Source organism: Stutzerimonas stutzeri, from assembly GCF_024448715.1.
Classification (GTDB): Bacteria; Pseudomonadota; Gammaproteobacteria; order Pseudomonadales; family Pseudomonadaceae; genus Stutzerimonas; species Stutzerimonas stutzeri_AR.
This window is the reverse complement of record NZ_JAMOHZ010000002.1, coordinates 590,131-610,261: the sequence shown is the minus strand read 5'-3', so window position 1 is coordinate 610,261 and position 20,131 is coordinate 590,131. Positions and strand designations below refer to the sequence as shown.

Here is a 20,131-nt window from a genome sequence, read left to right as displayed (position 1 = left end):
CAACGCATATGGGGTGCTGCACGTTTTGGTGGGCTGAAGCCCACCCTACGGGTGGCAAGCCTGGAGCCGGCGCGCTCCAATTTTTCTGTAGGGTGGGCTTCAGCCCACCGCTTGAACGGCGCGATGCCTACCGCGTGGAGGGACGCGCAATGACGCTTCGCTCGGACCTGCCGCTCGGCCCGTTGGAGCGTGCCTTCATTGACAGTTTGCGGCGCCTCGATCCGATGGCATCCGAGCCGGTGCTGCTCGGCGCCGCGCTGTGTTGCGAGGCGCTTGGTAACGGCGACGTTTGTTTGCTATTGGGGAGCTTGGCCGGCAAGCGTCCCTGGCCGGATCACGATGTCAGCCTGCCGCCACTTGCTGGCTGGCGTGAGCAGCTGAAGCTATCCCCGCTGGTCGGTGGGCCCGATGAATACGTCCCGCTCACGCTCGTTGGCGACCGCCTCTACCTGGCCCGTTACCAAGCCTATGAACAGCAACTGGCCGAGCAGCTGCTCCTGCGTGCGGCAGATGCGCCGGAGGTCGACGAACAGCAGCTGAGCGAAAGCCTGGCGCGGCTGTTCGCCTTCAACCAGCAAAGCCCGGACTGGCAGCGTCTGGCTGCGGCGCAGGCGGTACGCCGTCGGCTGGCAGTGATTTCTGGCGGCCCCGGCACCGGCAAGACCACCACTGTGGTGCGGCTGCTGGCGGCGCTGCTGGAGCAGCCTGGGGGCGAGCGCCTCGCCATCGGTCTGGCCGCGCCCACTGGCAAGGCGGCGGCGCGCATGGCCGAGGCGATTCGCAATGCCAAGACCAATTTACCGATAAGCGATGCGCTCAAGGACGCGCTGCCGGACGAGGCGCGCACGCTGCATCGGCTGCTCGGCAGCCGCGGCGACAGCCCTCGGGTGCGTCACGACGCGGCCAACCCGCTGCCGCTGGACGTGCTGGTGGTGGACGAGGCGTCGATGGTTGATCTGGCGCTGATGGCCAAGCTGGTCGCTGCATTGCCACCGAAGGCGCGGTTGATTCTGCTCGGCGACAAGGATCAATTGGCGGCGGTGGAGGCCGGCGCGGTGTTCGCCGAACTCTGCGAGGGGCGCGGTTTCGACGCCCAGGCGGCGATGGATCTGCAGCGCATCACCGGCCAACAAGTGCCGGTCGAGACGCCGCGCTCGCGCCTCGGCGACGCGGTGGTGCTGCTGACCCACAGCCATCGCTTCGCCGGTGACAGCGGCATCGGCGAATTGGCGCGGCGGATCAACGGGGGTGACGCCACAGGCACCGTCGCGTTGTTGCAAGAAGATCGCGCCGATCTGGCCTGGAACGCGGCACCCAGCCCCACCTCGCTGATCGAACGGCTGGAGCAGGGTTACTCGCCTTACCTGCAGGCCGCACGGCAAGCGGACCCGGCGGGCGCGTTCGTTGCCTTCAACGGCTTTCGTGCGCTGACCGCTCAGCGTGAGGGCGCCTTTGGCGTCACCGGCATCAACGAGGCGCTGGAGACGCGCTTCAAGCGACGCCTCGGCGTGCCGGCCCGCGAACGCTGGTATCCGGGTCGTGCGGTGATGGTCCGGCAGAACGACTACGCGCTGGGGCTGTTCAACGGTGACATCGGCCTGTGCCTGAAAACCGAGCACGGCCTGCGCGTGTTTTTCGAGGGGGACGAGGGATATCGCGGCTTCGCCCCGGCGCGGCTGCCGAGCCACGACAGCGCCTTTGCGATGACCGTGCACAAGAGCCAGGGCTCGGAGTTCGCCGAAGTTCTGTTGGCGCTGCCGGAGCAGCCCAGCCCGCTGCTGACGCGCTCTCTGTTCTACACCGGGATTACCCGTGCCAAACAGAAGGTGGAAATCTGGGCGCTGCCGGCGCGTCTGGCCGAGGCGGTGACAACCCGTGCCGAGCGAGCGGCGGGACTAGCGGATCGCCTCGCGTTGGACGGAACGCGGCAGGCAACTGCCGAGTCGTTCGCCGAACGCCTACCCAGCGAGCCACCACCGGGCGACCAGCTCAGCCTGTTCTGACACCGGATGGCTAGTGTGATCGAAGCCCGCAAATCGCCGCGCCTAGCTACCCGTTTCCGTGAAGCGGTTTTACATCTACGCGGCTGAAATCTGTTCCGATGCGTCTTTGCAAAACCCGACAGTCGGAACAACCGATGAAAAAGCTTTTCTTTGCCACCTGGGCCTTGCTCAGCCTGCTGCTAGCGGGCGCTGCGCTACGCGCTGTCTGGCTCGCGCCATCGCTGGCCAATGGGGTCTTCCTGCTGCTGGTGGGTTATTACGCCGTTTGTTTCTTCCAACTGATTCGCGCCGCTTATCAACCTTGGGGCTTGCTCGGCCCGCGCCGCCGGACGGGTTACTGGATCTGCCTGGTGTTGATTCCGCTGACCCTGTTACCGCTCAAAGCGGCTTACGAAATATGGGAACAGGGCGCCTACGTGACCGATCCCGATGCCGCCGGCAGGCGCTTGGGTGTCTTGGTACGCCTTCTGGTCTGGTTACAGGAGTTGGTTGGCCATCTTGGCCCGTTGCTGGTACTGGCTACCTTTGGTGTGGGTATGGCGCTTTTGCTGCTACGCGCTTTACGTAGCCAAGTGGTGCGCTAGGCCGATCATCAACGGATCAGCTGCCCAGCAGTGTCAGTACCAGCGGCAGGCTGGCGGCGGCTAACAATGTCTGCAGGGTGATGATGCCCGCCATCAGGTGACTATCGCCGTCCAATTGGCGGGTCAGCACATAGGCGGTCGGTGCGGTGGGCAGCGCGAAGAACAGCACAATGATCGTCGTCTCCATCGCCGGCAGGCTGAGCAGGCGAGCCACGGCGTAGGCAAGCAACGGAACGGCCATCAGCCGCAGCGCGCTGTTCCAGCCCAGCGCTGGAATTTCTCCGCCCAACTCCTTCGGCTTCAAGGCCGCCCCTACGCAAAGCAGGCCCAGCGGCAGACTGGCGGCGGCCAGCAGGCTCAGCAGGCGGTCAATGCCCCAAGGAAGGCCGAAGCCGGAAAAATTGACCAGGGCACCGGTCAGACAGGCAAGAATCAGCGGATTCTTGACGATCGGCAGAAGGAGCGAGCGCACGCTGACGCCACGTTCGGCGGTCAGGGCCCAGACCGACATGACGTTCACCGTCGGCACCATCAACGCCAGCATCAGTGCGGCCATTGCCAGGCCTTCCTTGCCGAAAAAGCTGCCGACCACCGCAAGGCCGAGGTAGGTATTGAAGCGCAGCGCGCCTTGGGCAAACGCCCCGAAGCGAGCGGCAGGCCAGCCACGTACGCGCTTCATTATCAGCAGCGCGAGCCATGCCAACCCCAGACCCAGCATTACCGCCCCGGCTAGTCGCGGCAGCGCGGGGTTGTCCAGCGGTGCGGTGGCCAGACTGCTGAACAGCAGCGCAGGAAACAGGACGAAGTAATTGATTCGCTCTGCGCCAGGCCAGAAAGCCTCGCTGGGAAACTCACGCAGCCGCAAAAAATAGCCGGCAATAATCAGGGCGAACAAGGGCCAGAGAGCGAGAAGAAGGACAGTCACGCGTATACATCCAGTGGTGCAGGTGGGTGGATAGTGGAGTGTCGCGCCTGCGACCGCAACCTAGACGTGGGCAGCGCAAAGTCGGCGGTACTGGGTGCGTTCATCGGGAAAGCGAGCGCAATGATATCTAAGTGATATCATGCGTCGCGCCTGTACATGAGCACCATCGATGCAACTTCTCGAGAACCAGTCCGCCGAAGATTTTCGGGATACGCCCTACGGGACGCAGCTACGCGAAGGTTTTCGCCGCCTGTCATTTGCGCCGGAACTGGAGCGCGAGTTTCGCCGCTACCTGAACCGTCAAGCCCGCTTGGCGCAGCAGCTTGGCGCCTGTCTGCTGATTCTGGTGGTCGGCGGTTATCTGTACGTCGAACGGCATTTGTTCGCCCATTCGGACCCGGGCTGGCTGCGCGAGCTGACCTTGCTACGCCTGCTACAGATGATGCCTGGAATGGCGATTCTGGTAGTGACCCTTTTTTACAGGCGCGCACGGGTCATCGCCAATCGGCTATTTCCACTATTTATCGTGCTGATTGGATTGGTCGCCGCGCGGATCGATATCCAGTACGAGACGATGCAGCCCGAGCTCGCCTTTCGCTACGGTGCCGGTCTGCTGATCGTCTGTTCGTTTTTCTTTCTCGGCATCACGTTCTGGCGCGCGTTGAGCTGCGCTGCGGCGATCGTCTTGTTCGATGTGCTGATCGCCGCCATGATTCTTTCGGCTAGCGAAATGCAAGTGCATTGGATTTCGGTCAGCTATTACCTGATTTTGCTGGTACTCGGGGCGATCAGCCGTTACGTCCACGAATATTCGCAGCGTGAGCAATTTCTCATGCGCAAGCTGCTGGGCTGGGTTGCACAACACGACGCGCTGACTGGGCTGGCCAACCGCCGCAGCTTCGACATGGCGCTGCAGCAGACGCTTTTGCAGGCGCGGCGCGAGCGCCAACCGCTGGCATTGCTGCTGCTCGACTTGGATGACTTCAAGAGTTACAACGACAACCTCGGCCATCCGGCCGGCGATGCGTTGATCAGAGAATTCTCCGAGCTGCTTGGGCGCTTCGCGCGGCGGCCGCTGGACTTGGCGGCACGGGTCGGCGGTGAGGAATTTGCGTTGGTGCTCTATCACTGCGACGCCGAGTCGGCGCAAACGATCGCCAGTCAGCTGTTGGCGATGCTCGCCGACCGGGCGCTGCCACATCCGGCTTCGGCGCATAGCGGAAATGTCACGTCTAGCGTCGGGGTCGCCATGCTGCAGCCGGGCTATACCCCCGAGCAGCTTTATCAGGCTGCCGATGCTGCGCTGTACCAGGCCAAGCAGGCTGGCAAGAATCGCTACGCCGTGTATGCCGCACAGCCGAAGGCGGCGTGATCGTTGGTGCTTAGCGGCGCGGTGAAACCGGGCGGGTGCGGCCGCTGCCGTCGATGGCGACGAAGACGAACACCGCCTCGGTAACCTTGCGCCATTCGCTGGAGAGTGGGTCATCGCTCCAGACTTCTACCAGCATGCGAATCGAGCTGCGCCCGACGTCCAGCGTCTGCGTATAGAACGATAGCTGCGCACCCACGGCGACCGGAACCATGAAGGCCATGCGGTCGATCGACACCGTTGCCACGCGGCCAGCGGCAACGCGGCTGGCCATGGCGGTTCCGGCCAGATCCATTTGCGATACCAGCCAGCCACCGAAAATGTCACCGAAGCCGTTTGTTTCGCGCGGCAAGGCGGTCAGCTGGAGGGCCAGATCGCCCTGCGGAATTGGGTCTTCCTGTTCGTATTCGTTCATCGGTCGGACTCGCGGCGCGATTGTTGTTCAGGCGCGAAAAACCCGCGGTAGTGCAGGCCGGGGCCGAGTATAGCGGCTGTACGTGACCGCAGCGACCACATGGAGCAAGTTACTGATCGTCACCAGATTGTCATATTCCGTTCATAGAGTGTTCACACGGCCTGCAGACAATGGCCCCCGTTCCAACACACTCGAGCACACCCCTGCTAGGAGCAAGGTATGACACTGAATCGTTTGATGGCGGCCCTGACTTTCGTAGCCGCTGGCGTAGGTGCTGCAAACGCAGTTGCCGCGGTTGACCCGGCACTGCCGACTTATGAGAAGACCTCCGGCGTCTCCGGCAACCTGTCCAGCGTCGGCTCCGACTCCCTGGCCAACCTGATGACCTTGTGGGCCGAAGACTTCAAGCGCAGCTACCCCAACGTCAACATTCAGATCCAGGCTGCCGGTTCTTCCACCGCGCCGCCGGCACTCACCGAAGGCACGGCCAACCTCGGCCCGATGAGCCGTCCGATGAAGGACAACGAAATCCAGGCCTTCGAAGAGAAGTACGGCTACAAGCCGACCGAGGTACCGGTCGCCATCGACGCCCTCGCCGTGTTCGTGCACAAGGACAACCCGATCAAGAGCCTCGATATCGAGCAGGTCGACGCGATCTTCTCCAGCACCCGCCTGTGCGGCGGCGAGAAAGACATCACCACCTGGGGCGATGTTGGCCTGACCGGCGAGTGGGCGAGCAAGCCTATTCAGCTGTTCGGTCGTAACTCGGTATCCGGTACCTACGGTTACTTCAAGGAAGAAGCTCTGTGCAAAGGTGACTTCAAGCCCAACGTCAACGAGCAGCCAGGTTCGGCCTCGGTGGTGCAGTCGATCTCCAGCACCCTGAACGCCATCGGCTACTCGGGTATTGGCTACAAGACCTCCAGCGTCCGCGCCGTTCCCCTGTCCAAAGGTGGCGAAGCCTTCGAAGCCAACGAAGAAAACGCCCTGGCCGGCAAGTTCCCGCTGGCGCGCTTCTTCTACGTCTACGTCAACAAGGCGCCGAACAAGCCGCTGAGCCCGATCGACGCCGAGTTCCTCAAGCTGGTGCTTTCCAAGCAGGGTCAGGAAGTCGTGGTCAAGGACGGCTACATCCCGCTGCCGAAGAAAGTCGTCGACAAGACGCTGAAGGAACTGGGTCTGGAAAACTAAGACCCGATGTCAGGCTTGCCGCACCTGCTGCGAGCCTGAATACAACGCCCGCCACGCTTTTCGCGCTGGTGGGCGTCGTCGCGTCATCCTGCTGTAATTTTTCTGTCACACAGCTTGATTAGATTAGGCGCCCGACCGGCCATCAGCAGCCAGCGGAAAACGACTCGCGCCCAACTGAGCGCAGCAGTTTCAGCGGCCTGAACGGCCAGGACCTTCGCATGAACGATATAGAGACCATGAGCGCGAATTCCGATGTGCAACGGCTGGACTTCAATACACCGGCTCTGCAACGCAAGCGCCGTATCCGCGCGCTGAAAGACAACCTGGCGCGTTGGTATGTCTCCATCGGTGGCCTCGCCGTGCTCGGCGCGATCACCCTCATTTTCTTCTACCTCGCCCAGGTCGTCCTGCCCATGTTTCAGGGGGCTGAGCTGGAGGCGCGCGACGCGCAGCAGCCGGCCTGGCTGGCCGATGCTGGCGAGCCGCTGTTGCTGGCGATGGAAGAGCAGAATCAGGTCGCGATGCGCCTCGGCAGCGATGGCCAGGTGCGCTTCTTCAGCGTCCAGACCGGCGAATCTCTGCGCGACATCGAGCTGCCACTGCCTGCCGGCAGCCGTATCGTGTCGATCGGTCAGGACACCCCGGGTAACCGCCGCTTCGTACTCGGCCTGGACAACGGCCAGGTACTGGTCGCCGAGCACAACTACAAAATCAGCTACCCGAACGGCAAGAAAACCATCACGCCACAGCTGGACTATCCGTTTGGCCAGGAGCCGCTGCAGCTTGATCCACAGGGGCGTCCGATCGCTCACGCTGCGGTCAGCTTGAATGGCGACACGTTGATGGTCGCTGGCGCTACCGATGGAGCGCTACAGGCGCTGAAGATATCCGCTACTGAAAACCTGATGACAGGCGAAACCAGCCTGGAGCAGGAACGTCTGGATCTGCCGCAACTCTCCGAGCCGATCAAGGCGCTGCGCATCGATCCGCGCCATATGTGGCTGTTCGCTGTGAGCGGCCGCGCCAGTGTCGATGTGTTCGATCTGCGCCGCAAACAGCTCAACGGCCGCTACAAGCTGCTCAATGGCAAGGGCGAAATCACCACAGTCGCATCGCTGCTCGGGGGCATCTCGCTGATGGTCGGCGATTCGGCCGGTGGCATCGGTCAATGGTTCATGGTGCGTGGCGACGATGGTCAGTCCGAACTGAAGAACGTGCGCAACTTCCAACTGGACGGCCAGCCGATTACCCAGATCATTCCCGAAGAGCGCCGCAAAGGTTTTCTCGCCCTCGATGGCGCCGGTACCCTCGGGATTTTTCACAGCACCGCGCACCGCACTCTGTTGACAGAGCAGGTCGCCGATGGCGCGGCAGTTGCCGCCCTGTCGCCGCGGGCCACACGCCTGCTGGTGGAGTCGGGTGATCAGCTGCAGCGCTTCGTGATCGACAACCCGCACCCGGAAATTTCCTGGGGCGCGCTGTGGGGCAAGGTCTGGTACGAGAACTATCCGGAGCCTGACTATGTGTGGCAGTCGACCTCCGCCACCGGCGACTTCGAGCCCAAGCTGAGCCTGTCACCGCTGGCCTTCGGTACCCTCAAAGCAGCCTTCTACGCCATGCTGCTGGCGGCGCCGCTGGCTATCTGCGCGGCCTTTTACACCGCCTATTTCATGGCCCCGGCGCTGCGCCGCAAGGTCAAGCCGGTGATCGAGCTGATGGAAGCGCTGCCGACGGTAATCCTTGGTTTCTTCGCCGGGCTGTTTCTCGCCCCCTATCTGGAAAACCACCTCCCCGGCATCTTCAGCCTGTTGCTGCTCACACCGATCGGCATCCTGCTGGCGGGCTGGTTATGGAGCCGTCTGCCGGAAAACGTCCGCCTGAGCGTGCCGGATGGCTGGGAAGCGGTGCTGCTGATTCCGGTGATATTGGCGGTGGGCTGGGGCTCCCTGGCTGTCAGCGGTCATCTGGAGAACTGGTTCTTCGGCGGTGACATGCGCCTGTGGCTGTCCAACGACATGGGCATTCCGTTCGATCAGCGCAACGCTCTGGTAATTGGTCTGGCGATGGGCTTCGCAGTGATCCCGACGATCTATTCGATCGCCGAAGACGCCGTGTTCAGCGTGCCCAAGAGCCTCACCCTGGGTTCGCTGGCGCTCGGTGCGACGCCATGGCAGACGCTCACTCGCGTGGTGCTGCTGACCGCCAGCCCCGGCATCTTCTCGGCGCTGATGATCGGCATGGGCCGTGCGGTGGGCGAAACCATGATCGTGCTGATGGCCACCGGCAATACGCCGATCATGGAAGCCAACATCTTCGAAGGCATGCGCACCCTGGCGGCCAACGTCGCGGTGGAAATGCCCGAGTCGGAAGTGGGCAGCACCCACTACCGCGTGCTGTTCCTCGCCGCGATGGTGCTGCTGATGTTCACCTTCGTGATGAACACCCTGGCCGAGCTGATCCGCCAGCGCCTGCGCCGCAAGTACGCCAGCCTGTAAGCCTGTAACAAAGGCACGCCTGCGGGCGTGCAAGGACGCAGCTGGTGACGGCTGCGACAAGATTTCGACAAAGGTATCGATCCGTGAAAAAGGATTCGCTGAAAACCTGGATCAAGAGCGGCAGCCCCTGGGTCTGGATGAACGCTGGCGCCGTTTCCATCGCCGTGATCATGACCCTCGGCCTGCTGGCGGTGATCGCCGTGCGCGGGCTGGAGCATTTCTGGCCGGCCGACATCGTGGTCGCTGATTATCAGGTGCCCGGTGCCGAGCCGCGAGTAATGGCCGGTGAGGTGGTACAGGCCGAAGAGGTACCCCGCGCTCGTCTGGCCGCCAGTGGCCTGCCGGTGGATGTCGAGGGCGGCGAGTTCATGACGCGCGAGTTGCTGAAAGTGGGCAACCGCGAGGTCTATGGCGCGGACTTCTCCTGGGTCATCGGCGAATGGCTGAGCAACCAGCGCAAGCCTGCCGATCTGGTCGCGCTGGAGCGTCGCGAGTGGGGCAACTTCTATGGCGAGCTGCTGAACGTCAAGGAAAGCGGCCAACTGGTCGCCGAAGGTGACGCAGCCTGGGCCGAGCTGCAGCAGCGCATAGAGCGCATCGATGAACTGCATGCGCAGATCGCTCGGCTGGAGCAGGTCGACATCGGGCGCATCAACTATGGCCTCGAGCGCCTACGCCTGAAAACCCGCAAGCTGGAGCTCGACGGTCAGCTCGACGCGGCCGCCCAGGCCCAGCTCGACGCCGAGCGCGCCGAGTGGGACGCCGAGTACAAGTCGCTCGAAGGCGAGTTGATCTCGCTCTACGAGGGTTTCAATCGCGACAGCATCACCATGCGCACCATGGACGGCCAGGAAAAGGAGCTCAGCCTCGGCAAGATCGTGCGCGCCTACCGGCCGAATTCCATGTCGGCGGTCGACAAAATAGGTTTCTACTTCGCCAAGGTCTGGGAGTTCGTCAGTGACGAACCGCGGGAGGCGAATACCGAAGGCGGTATCTTCCCGGCCATCTTCGGCACTGTACTGATGACCCTGATCATGGCGGTGATCGTCACTCCGTTCGGCGTAATCGCAGCGGTCTATCTGCGTGAATACGCCAAACAGGGCCTGCTCACCCGCATCATTCGCATTGCGGTGAACAACCTCGCCGGCGTGCCGTCGATCGTCTACGGCGTGTTCGGCCTGGGCTTCTTCGTCTACGTACTGGGCGGCTCGCTCGACCGCATCTTCTATCCAGAAGCGGCACCGGCACCGGTGTTCGGTACGCCGGGCCTGATGTGGGCATCGCTGACCTTGGCGATCCTGACCCTGCCGGTGGTGATCGTCGCCACCGAGGAAGGGCTGGCGCGGATTCCGCGAATCCTGCGCGAAGGCTCGCTGGCCCTCGGTGCGACCAAATCAGAGACGCTGTGGAAGGTGGTGCTGCCGATGGCCAGCCCGGCGATGATGACTGGTCTGATCCTCGCCGTGGCGCGCGCGGCTGGTGAAGTTGCGCCGCTGATGCTGGTGGGTGTGGTCAAGCTGGCACCGAGCCTGCCGCTCAACGGCAACTACCCCTATCTGCACCTCGATCAGAAGATCATGCACCTGGGCTTTCACATCTACGACGTCGGCTTCCAGAGCCCCAACGTCGAGGCTGCACGACCATTGGTGTATGCGACGGCGTTTCTGCTGGTGCTGGTGATCGCAACGCTCAACCTCAGTGCGGTCATCATTCGTAACCATCTGCGCGAAAAATACAAAGCGCTTGATCATTAACTGCCGACAGACACGCTGGAGGCCGGCGCTGCACGATTCGCCGCCCGCACTTCTGGCCTTCAGCGATACGGAGACATTCCATGTCACAAGCAAAGACGCATTCCATCGATATATCCGCGCTGGGTCGTGACAAGCGCGCGCTGAGCCTGGATAACGAGGCCGTGGCCATCGAAGTGCCCGATCTGAGCCTCTTTTACGGTGAGAAGCAGGCGCTGCACAACGTCAGTATGAACATCCCGCGCCAACGCGTGACGGCCTTCATCGGCCCGTCCGGCTGCGGCAAGTCCACGCTGCTGCGCTGCTTCAACCGGATGAACGATCTGGTCGATGGCTGCCGCATCGAAGGTGCGATCAACCTCGATGGCCATAACATCTACCGCAAGGGCGAAGACGTTGCCGACCTGCGCCGTCGCGTCGGCATGGTCTTCCAGAAGCCCAACCCGTTCCCCAAGAGCATCTACGAGAACGTGGTTTATGGCCTGCGCATCCAGGGCATCAAGCAGAAACGCGTACTCGACGAGACCGTCGAATGGGCGCTCAAGGGCGCGGCGCTGTGGGAAGAGGTCAAGGACCGCCTGCACGAGTCCGCACTCGGCCTCTCCGGCGGCCAGCAGCAGCGTCTGGTCATCGCCCGAACCATCGCCGTACAGCCCGAAGTGCTGTTGCTCGACGAACCGAGCTCGGCGCTCGACCCGATTTCATCGCTAAAAGTCGAAGAGCTGATCTACGAATTGAAAGCCAAGTACACCATCGTCATCGTCACCCACAACATGCAGCAGGCCGCGCGCGTCTCCGACTACACCGCGTTCATGTACATGGGCAAGCTGATCGAGTACGGCGACACCGATACGTTGTTCACCAATCCGGCGAAAAAACAGACAGAGGACTACATCACCGGCCGCTACGGTTGATGCCATGGGAAATCTCCTCTGGCTTTGTCGGGCGCGCTTGCCGTACTACTCGTACTGTCAGCGCACGCCCACCGCGCCAGTGAAAATTTCCCAAGGGCCTCAACGTTAACTCGACTATTTCCAGGTGCGCTGCGCACCAGCGCCGCCTAGCGGCAGCCTCCTCGGAGCGAAAAAATGATCAGCAAAGACAGCCATACCCAACACATTTCCCAGCAGTTCAACGCCGAGCTGGAAGAGGTGCGCAGCCATCTTCTGGCCATGGGCGGACTGGTGGAGAAGCAGGTCAATGATGCGGTCACCGCGCTGATCGAGGCCGATTCCGGGCTGGCGCAGCAGGTTCGTGAAGTGGATGACCAGATCAACCACATGGAGCGCAACATCGACGAGGAATGCATTCGCATCCTCGCGCGTCGTCAGCCGGCGGCGTCCGATCTGCGCCTGATCATCAGCATTTCCAAATCAGTGATCGATCTGGAGCGCATCGGTGACGAGGCCACCAAAATTGCACGCCGCGCCATCGAGCTGTGCGAAGACGGCGAGTCGCCACGTGGCTACGTCGAGGTTCGTCACATCGGCGATCAGGTGCGCAAGATGGTGCAGGAGTCGCTGGATGCCTTCGCCCGTTTCGATGCCGAACTGGCATTGTCGGTGGCGCAATACGACAAGACCGTCGACCGCGAATACAAAACCGCACTGCGCGAGCTGGTCACCTACATGATGGAAGACCCGCGCTCGATCTCCCGCGTGCTCAGTGTGATCTGGGTGTTGCGCTCGCTGGAGCGGATCGGCGATCACGCACGCAACATTGCCGAACTGGTGATCTACCTGGTGCGCGGCACCGACGTGCGTCATCTGGGGCTGACGCGCATGGCCGAGGAAGTCGCCAACAAGCGCGATTGATGGTCAGGCGTCGGCGTCCGCTCAGGCAGTCTGTCGCGGCTCGCTGAGTTCGGCGATCAGCAACCATAGGTCGACCGGAAGGCCCTTCGCTGCAGCAGAACCCGCCTCGGAGCGGCCAATCAAACGGTTACCCGGTGGGCTGAAGCCCACCCTACCAAAGCCCGGTCTAGTCGGGTGGGCCGGCGGCGCTCCGCTTCAGCTCCGTAGGGTGGGCTTCAGCCCACCAGAAGCCACCCGAGGCCGATCGGTGGGCTGAAGCAGAACGCCGTCCGACCCACCCACAACTGCTTCACCCTGCATGACTGAGTTATGCACGACGGTCAGCGCGGCGCCAACGTCTCGCTTAGATAGTCGATCAATACCCGCTGCTTCGGCGGCAGATGCTGGTTCTGCCGCCACAACAGCCAAGCCGCGCCCTGGTAAGAACCGGTATAGCGCCACTGCGGCAGCACCTCGCGCAATCTTCCTTTCGCCAGCCCCTGCGCCGCAGTGAAGTGCGGCAAAACGGTGATACCCAGGTCGGCCAACGCCGCTTCCAGCCGCGCCTCGCTGTGGTTGCTGATATAGCGACCACGCACCGTCACCACCTCCTGCTGCTCGCCGTTACTGAAATGCCAGCGGTTGTCGCCCGCACGTTCGCCGAGATATAGGCAGCTGTGCCTGAGCAGTTCCTGCGGGTGCTGGGGTGTGCCGTGTTCTTGCAGGTATTGCGGGCTCGCACAAAGAACCTGGCGTACTGGCCCCAACGGTTTGCCAGCGAGCCCATCCGGGGGCTGATTAGTGACCTGAATCAACAGGTCGAAACCGTCCTCGATCAAATCCGGGCTCTGGTCGCTGATTTGCAGCTGCACGTCGACATCGGCGTAACGCCGCAGAAAGCCCGGCATCAATGGGCTGATGACGAACTTGCCGTAGGCCTTGGGCACGCTCAAACGCACCAGTCCGCGCGGGCCACTCATCAGCCGTTCGCCGATGGCCAGTGCCTGATCGGCGGCGTCCAGCATCGTCCGACAATGCACATAGAACTCGCTGCCGGCTTCGTTCAGCCGTAGTTGGCGCGTGGTGCGCTCCAGCAATCGCAGCGACAGCTGCTGCTCCAGCCGCGCCACCTGACGGCTCACTGCCGAGGCGGTCGTGCCCAGCTGCCGGGCCGCAGCGGAAAAACTGCCAGCCTCGACCACGCGCACAAAAATGGCCATGCCGGGCAGCAGTGCCGTTTTGTCATTTATTCCCATAACGAACAAGTCCTTTGCCGAATGTCAGGATTATCGACCTCAGCGTATCAATGGACAATCCGCTCGTTCAGTTGAGATGGTGGGCACGATGCAAAATTGGCGTGGTGTAGCGCGACGCAAGCTCTGGCTGGCCGACGCCATGCTGCTGATGGTGGCGATCATCTGGGGCAGCAGTTACGCAGTGGCCAAGCAGGCGCTGTGGTTCTATCCGGTGCTGGGGTTTCTGGCGATTCGCTTTGGCCTGACCTTCATCTTGTTGTTGCCGCAGCTGCGCGGTGACGGCCAACGAGCGGTTCGGCCTGGATTGCCGCTGGGGCTGGTGATGCTGGGGATCTTCCTCTGCGAGACCTGGGGCGTGATGCTCACTAGTGCCAGCAACGCTGCCTTTCTTATCAGTCTGTGCGTGCTGTTCACGCCTTTCGTGGAGTGGGCGATGCTGCGCCAGCGACCGAGCAATCGATTGTTCGCGGCCTGCGCACTGTCGCTGGTCGGCGTCTGGCTGCTGACAGGCGGTACGAGCCTGTCGCTCAATCTCGGCGATGGGCTGATGTTGGCTGCGGCGCTGCTGCGTGCGCTGTTGGTGTGCCTGACCCGACGCCTGACGGCCGACATGCAGGTACCGCCGTTGGCGTTAACGGCCGTGCAGAGTGGTGTTGTCGCGACGGGCTGTCTGGTACTGGGTTTCACGTTACCTGGTGGTTTGCCGGCGTTACCGCAGAGCCCAACGTTCTGGGCGGCGACGTTGTATCTGGTGTTCTTCGCTACGCTGTTCGCACTCTATGCGCAGAACCTGGCGCTGGGCCGTACCAGCGCGACGCGAGTGTCGCTGCTGATGGGGTCTGAGCCGCTGTTCGGCGCGATTATCGCCGGGCTCTGGTTGGGCGAGCGGTTGGAACTGTTGGGCTGGGTAGGAGGACTGCTGATCATGGTGGCGGCGCTGGGTACCTTGCGTCTCGGCCGTTCGGCGGCGCCGGTTGCGGTCATTAGCGAGTGCCGGCCCGCAACGGATGGAGACTTCAGCCCGTCGAGGAAGGGCGAGGCGCTGTGAGTGGCGAAACGGTGGGCTGAAGCCCACCCTACAGCCTGTGGTTGCCGAACGGAGGATGAATCGCAGCATTGTAGGGTGGGCTTCAGCCCACCAGAAGTCACTCGGGAGTGTGTCGGCCGGCCAACCGGCGCTCGGTGGGCTAAAGCCCACCCTACCTGCTAAAGCCCACCCTACGGGTTTCTGCAGCCGCCGTACCAATCCCGCCGCAGCCTGCTAGCTGCGCTGCAAGCTAATGACCAGTTCCGCCAGTTGCTGTTGCCGCTCGACCTGCTCCAGGCGTGCGCCGAGGTTCAGCGACGACCACTGCGGATGCGCACGGCAACGATGCAGCGCCTCGGGCAGCTTGCCCTCGCGCCACGCTTTATCGTCCGGCGCATCGAGGCGAATCGCGTCCATCGCGGCATGCCCGCGCGCGGCAAGGGCGCCCAGCAATTGTCGCTGGCGCAGGGCGAGCAGGCGCAGCACCGCATCATCGACGGTTAGTTCGCGCTCACCCTTGAGCTTGCCCAGCAGACGATTTCCATAGTGCCGCGCGGTCTGTGCACCGCCGCCGGCGATGGCACCGAGCAACGCGGCGGCGCCGAGCGTGATGCCGCCTACCATCAGGTCGACACCGGCCCCGGCTGCCGCGCCTGCGGCCATTCCGCCGCCGATCTTCACACCCAATTCCTTGAGTGTTTCGGGATTGAACAAGTCATCACCCCAGCGGCCATCGAGCAATGGCAGGTCGGCCGCTGCGGCGTCCTGCGGGCGGAAGCCGTAGAGACGCAACAAGGCTTCGACACAACGTTGCTCGCGGGCGCGGATGGCGTCATGCAGTTCGCGGATTGCGCCGCGCTCGAGTTCGGGCTGGGCGGCGACGCTGCGGCGGCAGGCGGCGACATCCACCAACAATTCGGCGATCAGGCGGTTGCCTTCGCTGAGGCGCGCAGCGGCCTGGGCTTCGTGATCGTCGATCAGACGTTGCAGCTTGGGGCGGGACTGCTCCAGTAGCAGCGCCAGGCTTTCATACAGGCGGCGCTCGCCATCGATCGGCGGCGCCACGCTGTCGAAGCGCACCAGCGCATGCAGCCCCAGCCGCGCAAGTGCCTCGCGCCACTGGTCCTCCCGGTGACCGGGCTGGGCGACGAAGTTGAGCACCGGCAAGAGCGGTTTGCCGCAGCCGGCCAGCACTGCCAGCTCGTCCTTGTACTTGGCCAGTACCGGCTCGCGGGCGTCGATCACGTAGAGCCCGGCGTCGCTGGCGAGCAGCTGGCGCAGCACCTTCGCTTCTTGTTCGAAACGCTGGCGCGCCTCGCTGCCGTCGAGAAACCGTGCGGTACGCGCCGGACCATCGAGGCGTTCACCGGGGCGTTCGATTCGCTCGAGATGGTCGAGCAGGGCGATGGCGTCTTCCAGGCCAGGCGTGTCGTAGAGCTCCAGCAACGGCTCGCCATCGACGGAAAGTCGTGCTCCTTCGACGTGACGGGTGGTGCTTGGCCGGTGCGAAACCTCACCAAAGCTGACGTCTCGGGTCAGCGTACGCAGTAGCGAGGTCTTGCCGACATTGGTATGGCCGACGAGGGCGAGTTTCAGGGGCGCGCTCATGGCTCGGACTCCGCTGCTATGGCATGTGCGTAGCCATGGGTTAACCGCAAATCCGCCAGGACCATCTGCTGCTTTTGTAGGAGCCAGCTTGCTGGCGATCCCGTCGCCGAGGTCGCTTTGATCGCCAGCAAGCTAGCTCCTACCAAAACCGAGCCGAGGCCATCAATCATGCCCACTCTCCAGCCAGTTAAGCGGTGCGCTGCAGTAATAGGGCAGGCCGAGGCTGTCCAGCGCCTGCTTCCAGTCCTGCAAGCGGTGGCTGTCCAGCGCTTCGCCGGCGGGCGGCTGGAGCAACCAGACGCGGCTTTCGGCGGCACAACGGCTCAGCTCTCCGATCAGCGCCAGGGTTCCACGATCCGGCGAGCGGCGCGGATCGCAGGCGATGGCCAGGCGCTGCGGCGGAAAGCGGGTCAGTTGTTCCAGTAGGCGCCGACGCTGCTCGCGGTCGTCCAATACGCCGGCGTCGGCGATCCCCGTCGGCAGTTTCGGTGGCCAGGGATGGCTCGGGTCCAGCTCGATGGCGACGAGCACCGCGCCTTCGCTGCCGTCCAGATGCGTACCGATGCTGGGCGAATACAGCTGTTCCGGTGCCGCGTCGCTTATGCCGAGGCGCTCGCTGGGCGGTTGCAGTCGCTCGCGTAGCAGGCGGTAGGCGGGTAGTTGCAGATCCAGGCGGAGCAAGGCGCGGCCGCGTCGCCAGCGCCACAGGCAGAACAGTGCCAGCAGCAAGCGCGGCAGCAGCCCGTAGATCAGCGATACGCCGACCAACCAGCCGGCCCAGCTCTGCCGCGCGCTTTCGAAGCCATTGTTCAAGGTTCCGCTGGCGCGGATCTGGTCGATATCCGGCACGCTGAAACCCAGCAGCGAGGGCAGCATTCCGAGCGCCTGGGTCAGATTGATGAACGTGCCTTCGCCAAGGATGGTGGTTTCCCAGACGAAGCCGTAGCGCCGCGTGGCGAGCAGCGCCAGCAAGGTCAACAGTGCGCTGACCATCGCCAGCAGCCACAGCCCGTGCACGCCCATCCCGAGCAGACAGCGACCGATGCGGCGCTGCTCCAGCACTACGAGTAGCGCAGGCGCCAGCTGCATCGCACGAGCATCGCGCGCGAGCTTCTCGCTGAGCCAGAGCCACAACCGGCCCAGCGCGCCGCCGCTGTCACCGGCCAGCACGAAGCCCAGCAGCCAACCAAGCAATGTCAGCAGATTCAACCCGAGCAGGCTGCCCAGCGCCCAGAACACGTTGACTGGCTGCACGCCGTCACCCAGTGCCGCTAGCGCTAGCCCGGCACCGGTGAGCAGTGCCAGCAAAACTAGCGCGAAGCCGGCCAGCCGCGCGCCTTGACGCCAGTGCCGCAATGCATCGATCAAACCGCCACGGCGTGCCAGCCACAGCGCGCGAAACTCAATCAGCTCGGCCAGTTCGCCGCCCTGAGCGCGAGCCTGACGGTTGGCCTCATCATCATCCAGCGGCCCGGCGTGCTCTTCGCGCAGGCGCACGGCTTCGGTGAGCCAAAGGCGGTCGAGTGGATTGGATGGCGGCGGGAGAGATGCGGACACGCGGTTTCTCTTAATAGACGAACTCGGTCCCGAGAATAACCGTTGCCGCCGGAAGGGTGAAATGGCCGTCCCGCCCGCGCAACGCGCGGATCTCCTGCTAACCGCCGCCAATCATTTGATCGCTCCGGGGTTCGCCGCATCATCTGCCGTGGCTTCGCGAACCCTGATGCGCTCCTGCCAGTAGCGTCGAACGGCGAAGAACAGCGACAACGCGGTGAGCACGATGAAAATCCAGGTAATCGGTCCGCGGAAGAAGATCATCGGGTCGCCACGGCCGATCAGCAGTGTGCGCCGCAGGTTGTCTTCGAACATCGGACCGAGAATGAAGCCGAGCAGGAAGGGGGCGGTGGCGAATCCGGTGCGGTTGAAAATATAACCGACTACCCCGAACAGCAGCATCAGGCCGATATCGAACAGGCTGTTGTTCACCGCAAAAGCGCCGTAGACGCAGAACATCAGCACGATCGGCAGCAGGATCTCCTTGGGGATGTCCGCCACCAGCGAGAAGTACTTGATCACCCCGTGGCCAACGAAGAGCAACACCGCTGAACTCAGCATGATCCCGCAGAACAGCGCGTAAACGATCGTCAGGTTCTCTTGGAACAGCACTGGGCCGGGGGTCAGGCCGTGGATCATGAATGCGCCAAGGATGATTGCGGTGATCACATCTCCCGGGATGCCCAGCGACAACAGCGGAATCAGTGTGGCGCCAGCCACGCCGTTGTTGCCTGATTCAGCCGCGGCCACACCCTCGAGCTCGCCTTTGCCAAAGTTCTCCCGGTTGGCTGAGCGCCGCTTGGCTTCGCTGTAGGAAATGAAGGAGGCGGCGGTGGCTCCGGTGCCAGGCACTGCGCCGATGATCACGCCGATGAGCGAGCCGCGTACGATGGTTTTCAGGCTCGCCTTGAGTTCCTTCAGCGTCAGCCCGGCTCCGCCCGAGGTAGCACGGATATGCGGCGCGGCCTTCTTGAGGTAGAAGTCGATGACTTCCGGCACGGCGAACAGGCCGATCAGCAGCGGAACGAAGGACACGCGGTCCATCAGGTTGTAGTTATCGAAGGTCAGGCGCTGGCTGCCGTACACCACGTCCATGCCGATCGAGGCGACGATTACTCCGAGCGCCGCGGCGATCAGGCCCTTGATCGCAGATTCGCCAGCGATGGAGATGATGATCGTCAGCGAGAAGCAGATCAGCCAGAAGAACTCAGGCGGACCGAAGTTCAGTGCGATCTTTGCCAGGTAGGAGGCGAACAGGATCAGCGCCAGGTTCGATAGCAAGTCGGCGATGCACGACGAATAGAGCGCCATTTGTAGCGCCTTTTTCGCCTTGCCCTGCTGCGTCAGCGGATAGCCGTCGAGTAGTGTGCAGGCGGCGGCCGGCGAACCAGGCGTATGGATGAGGATGGCGGTGATCGAGCCGCCGTACATGCCGCCCTTATAGATCCCGACCAGCAGCAGGATGGCGGTCACCGGTTGGAGGGTGAAGGTGAAGGGCAGTGCCAGGGCGACGGCCATGGTCGCGGTCAGCCCTGGAATCGCGCCGACCACCACGCCAATCAGCACGCCGATGCCGATCGCGATGAAATTGTCGACACTGAGGAACAGGCTCAGGACTTCGGAAAAATTTTCCATTCGGTCACTCGCGAGAGGGGTGGGTCAATCCCACAGCGTGCCGGACGGCAGCGGGACGTTCAGCACGTGAATGAACAGCAGGCTCACCAGCCACGGCAGTGCGATCGCCAGTAGGTAGAGCCAGGGTTTTCGCACCGGGTGCGCGGCAAACAGCAGCAAGGTGCCGAGTATGCCGGCCGCGATGGCGCCAAGTGCTTCGAACAGCAACCAGTAAGCGCCCAGCCCGGCGAGCATCAGCAGCCAGCGCCAGGGCGGCGCGGTCCCGCTGTCGTCGTCTGCGGTCGGGCGCACCGGCGGGCGCAGGCAGCCTTCGACGATCAGCGCCAGCGACAGCGCGGCGACCAGCCAGCCGGCCACGCTGGGGAGCCAGCGTGGCGACTGCATGGCGTTGTCGACCATCGGTGCTTCGTCGATATGGTTCGGCACCAGGTAAAACAGAAACACCAGCGCCGCCACCAGCCAGAACGCGCCCAGCAGCGTGTTGAGGTTGGCCCAGCGAGGGCGGCCGTTGGCGAGGGTCATGAC

At 63.2% G+C, this 20,131-nt stretch carries 17 protein-coding genes; 9 read left to right on the top strand and 8 right to left on the bottom strand.

The genetic code is table 11. The annotated features are described in order from the left end of the window. Positions 1-149: 149 nt before the first annotated feature. Together recD and NAV33_RS06245 are read left to right on the top strand one after the other, a co-directional pair. Positions 150-2,003 carry an exodeoxyribonuclease V subunit alpha gene (recD, locus tag NAV33_RS06250; RefSeq protein ID WP_255977993.1) on the top strand — a complete coding sequence of 618 codons (1,854 nt, stop codon included), beginning with the start codon at positions 150-152 and terminating at the stop codon, positions 2,001-2,003. 134 nt (positions 2,004-2,137) lie between these two features. Beyond that, positions 2,138-2,587: a hypothetical protein gene (locus NAV33_RS06245; RefSeq protein ID WP_255977991.1), complete on the top strand. Its 450-nt coding sequence runs from the start codon at positions 2,138-2,140 to the stop codon at positions 2,585-2,587. Between the two features lie 16 nt (positions 2,588-2,603). On the opposite strand, the gene NAV33_RS06240 is transcribed toward NAV33_RS06245, so the two are convergent. Continuing rightward, on the bottom strand, positions 2,604-3,512 hold the full coding sequence (locus NAV33_RS06240; protein ID WP_336605355.1) for an AEC family transporter: 909 nt from the start codon (positions 3,510-3,512) through the stop codon (positions 2,604-2,606). Positions 3,513-3,681: 169 nt separating this feature from the next. Here NAV33_RS06240 and NAV33_RS06235 point away from each other — a divergent pair, with 169 nt between their 5' ends. After that, the gene (locus NAV33_RS06235; protein ID WP_255977989.1) at positions 3,682-4,884 is read left to right on the top strand and encodes a GGDEF domain-containing protein; all 1,203 of its coding nucleotides are present in this window, start codon (positions 3,682-3,684) and stop codon (positions 4,882-4,884) included. A 10-nt stretch (positions 4,885-4,894) separates the two neighbouring features. Here NAV33_RS06235 and NAV33_RS06230 read toward each other — a convergent pair whose 3' ends face one another. Next, positions 4,895-5,296, bottom strand: coding sequence for an acyl-CoA thioesterase (locus NAV33_RS06230; RefSeq protein ID WP_255977988.1), 402 nt, complete (start codon positions 5,294-5,296; stop codon positions 4,895-4,897). Between the two features lie 219 nt (positions 5,297-5,515). Here NAV33_RS06230 and NAV33_RS06225 point away from each other — a divergent pair, with 219 nt between their 5' ends. The 5 genes from NAV33_RS06225 (at position 5,516) to phoU (ending at position 12,547) form a co-directional block, all read left to right on the top strand. Continuing rightward, entirely contained in the window at positions 5,516-6,487 is a 972-nt protein-coding gene (locus NAV33_RS06225; RefSeq protein WP_255977986.1) for a PstS family phosphate ABC transporter substrate-binding protein, read from the top strand. A gap of 218 nt (positions 6,488-6,705) precedes the next feature. Beyond that, positions 6,706-8,982 (top strand): ABC transporter permease subunit, encoded by a 2,277-nt coding sequence (locus NAV33_RS06220; RefSeq protein WP_255977984.1) that lies wholly within the window; start codon positions 6,706-6,708, stop codon positions 8,980-8,982. Between the two features lie 83 nt (positions 8,983-9,065). Continuing rightward, positions 9,066-10,736: a phosphate ABC transporter permease PstA gene (pstA, locus tag NAV33_RS06215; RefSeq protein WP_336605354.1), complete on the top strand. Its 1,671-nt coding sequence runs from the start codon at positions 9,066-9,068 to the stop codon at positions 10,734-10,736. Between the two features lie 80 nt (positions 10,737-10,816). Beyond that, positions 10,817-11,647, top strand: a complete 831-nt coding sequence (pstB, locus tag NAV33_RS06210; RefSeq protein WP_255977982.1) for a phosphate ABC transporter ATP-binding protein PstB — start codon at positions 10,817-10,819, stop codon at positions 11,645-11,647. 174 nt (positions 11,648-11,821) lie between these two features. Next, positions 11,822-12,547 carry a phosphate signaling complex protein PhoU gene (gene phoU, locus NAV33_RS06205; protein ID WP_255977980.1) on the top strand — a complete coding sequence of 242 codons (726 nt, stop codon included), beginning with the start codon at positions 11,822-11,824 and terminating at the stop codon, positions 12,545-12,547. A gap of 320 nt (positions 12,548-12,867) precedes the next feature. On the opposite strand, the gene NAV33_RS06200 is transcribed toward phoU, so the two are convergent. Beyond that, positions 12,868-13,782 carry a LysR family transcriptional regulator gene (locus tag NAV33_RS06200; protein ID WP_255977978.1) on the bottom strand — a complete coding sequence of 305 codons (915 nt, stop codon included), beginning with the start codon at positions 13,780-13,782 and terminating at the stop codon, positions 12,868-12,870. Between the two features lie 88 nt (positions 13,783-13,870). On the opposite strand from NAV33_RS06200, the gene NAV33_RS06195 reads away from it, so the two are divergent. Then, positions 13,871-14,830 (top strand): DMT family transporter, encoded by a 960-nt coding sequence (locus NAV33_RS06195; protein ID WP_255977976.1) that lies wholly within the window; start codon positions 13,871-13,873, stop codon positions 14,828-14,830. Positions 14,831-15,043: 213 nt separating this feature from the next. Here NAV33_RS06195 and NAV33_RS06190 read toward each other — a convergent pair whose 3' ends face one another. From NAV33_RS06190 to NAV33_RS06170, 5 genes are all read right to left on the bottom strand, one after another. Continuing rightward, positions 15,044-16,417, bottom strand: coding sequence for a GTPase/DUF3482 domain-containing protein (locus NAV33_RS06190; RefSeq protein ID WP_255977973.1), 1,374 nt, complete (start codon positions 16,415-16,417; stop codon positions 15,044-15,046). Beyond that, entirely contained in the window at positions 16,414-16,587 is a 174-nt protein-coding gene (locus NAV33_RS06185; RefSeq protein ID WP_255977971.1) for a hypothetical protein, read from the bottom strand. Before NAV33_RS06185 ends, NAV33_RS06190 begins: the two co-directional genes overlap by 4 nt. Then, positions 16,580-17,974, bottom strand: coding sequence for a DUF2868 domain-containing protein (locus tag NAV33_RS06180; RefSeq protein ID WP_255977969.1), 1,395 nt, complete (start codon positions 17,972-17,974; stop codon positions 16,580-16,582). Before NAV33_RS06180 ends, NAV33_RS06185 begins: the two co-directional genes overlap by 8 nt. 111 nt (positions 17,975-18,085) lie before the next feature. Then, entirely contained in the window at positions 18,086-19,606 is a 1,521-nt protein-coding gene (locus tag NAV33_RS06175) for a tripartite tricarboxylate transporter permease (RefSeq protein ID WP_255977967.1), read from the bottom strand. Between the two features lie 24 nt (positions 19,607-19,630). After that, positions 19,631-20,128 carry a tripartite tricarboxylate transporter TctB family protein gene (locus tag NAV33_RS06170; protein WP_255977965.1) on the bottom strand — a complete coding sequence of 166 codons (498 nt, stop codon included), beginning with the start codon at positions 20,126-20,128 and terminating at the stop codon, positions 19,631-19,633. Positions 20,129-20,131 lie beyond the last annotated feature (3 nt).

Excerpts from the sequence above, each read along its gene's own strand:
- recD (WP_255977993.1), top strand. The coding sequence starts at position 150 with ATGACGCTTCGCTCGGACCTGCCGCTCGGCCCGTTGGAGCGTGCCTTC.
- NAV33_RS06245 (WP_255977991.1), top strand. The coding sequence starts at position 2,138 with ATGAAAAAGCTTTTCTTTGCCACCTGGGCCTTGCTCAGCCTGCTGCTA.
- NAV33_RS06235 (WP_255977989.1), top strand. The coding sequence starts at position 3,682 with ATGCAACTTCTCGAGAACCAGTCCGCCGAAGATTTTCGGGATACGCCC.
- NAV33_RS06230 (WP_255977988.1), bottom strand. The coding sequence starts at position 5,296 with ATGAACGAATACGAACAGGAAGACCCAATTCCGCAGGGCGATCTGGCC.
- NAV33_RS06225 (WP_255977986.1), top strand. The coding sequence starts at position 5,516 with ATGACACTGAATCGTTTGATGGCGGCCCTGACTTTCGTAGCCGCTGGC.
- NAV33_RS06220 (WP_255977984.1), top strand. The coding sequence starts at position 6,706 with ATGAACGATATAGAGACCATGAGCGCGAATTCCGATGTGCAACGGCTG.
- pstB (WP_255977982.1), top strand. The coding sequence starts at position 10,817 with ATGTCACAAGCAAAGACGCATTCCATCGATATATCCGCGCTGGGTCGT.
- phoU (WP_255977980.1), top strand. The coding sequence starts at position 11,822 with ATGATCAGCAAAGACAGCCATACCCAACACATTTCCCAGCAGTTCAAC.
- NAV33_RS06200 (WP_255977978.1), bottom strand. The coding sequence starts at position 13,782 with ATGGGAATAAATGACAAAACGGCACTGCTGCCCGGCATGGCCATTTTT.
- NAV33_RS06195 (WP_255977976.1), top strand. The coding sequence starts at position 13,871 with ATGCAAAATTGGCGTGGTGTAGCGCGACGCAAGCTCTGGCTGGCCGAC.
- NAV33_RS06190 (WP_255977973.1), bottom strand. The coding sequence starts at position 16,417 with ATGAGCGCGCCCCTGAAACTCGCCCTCGTCGGCCATACCAATGTCGGC.
- NAV33_RS06185 (WP_255977971.1), bottom strand. The coding sequence starts at position 16,587 with ATGATTGATGGCCTCGGCTCGGTTTTGGTAGGAGCTAGCTTGCTGGCG.
- NAV33_RS06175 (WP_255977967.1), bottom strand. The coding sequence starts at position 19,606 with ATGGAAAATTTTTCCGAAGTCCTGAGCCTGTTCCTCAGTGTCGACAAT.
- NAV33_RS06170 (WP_255977965.1), bottom strand. The coding sequence starts at position 20,128 with ATGACCCTCGCCAACGGCCGCCCTCGCTGGGCCAACCTCAACACGCTG.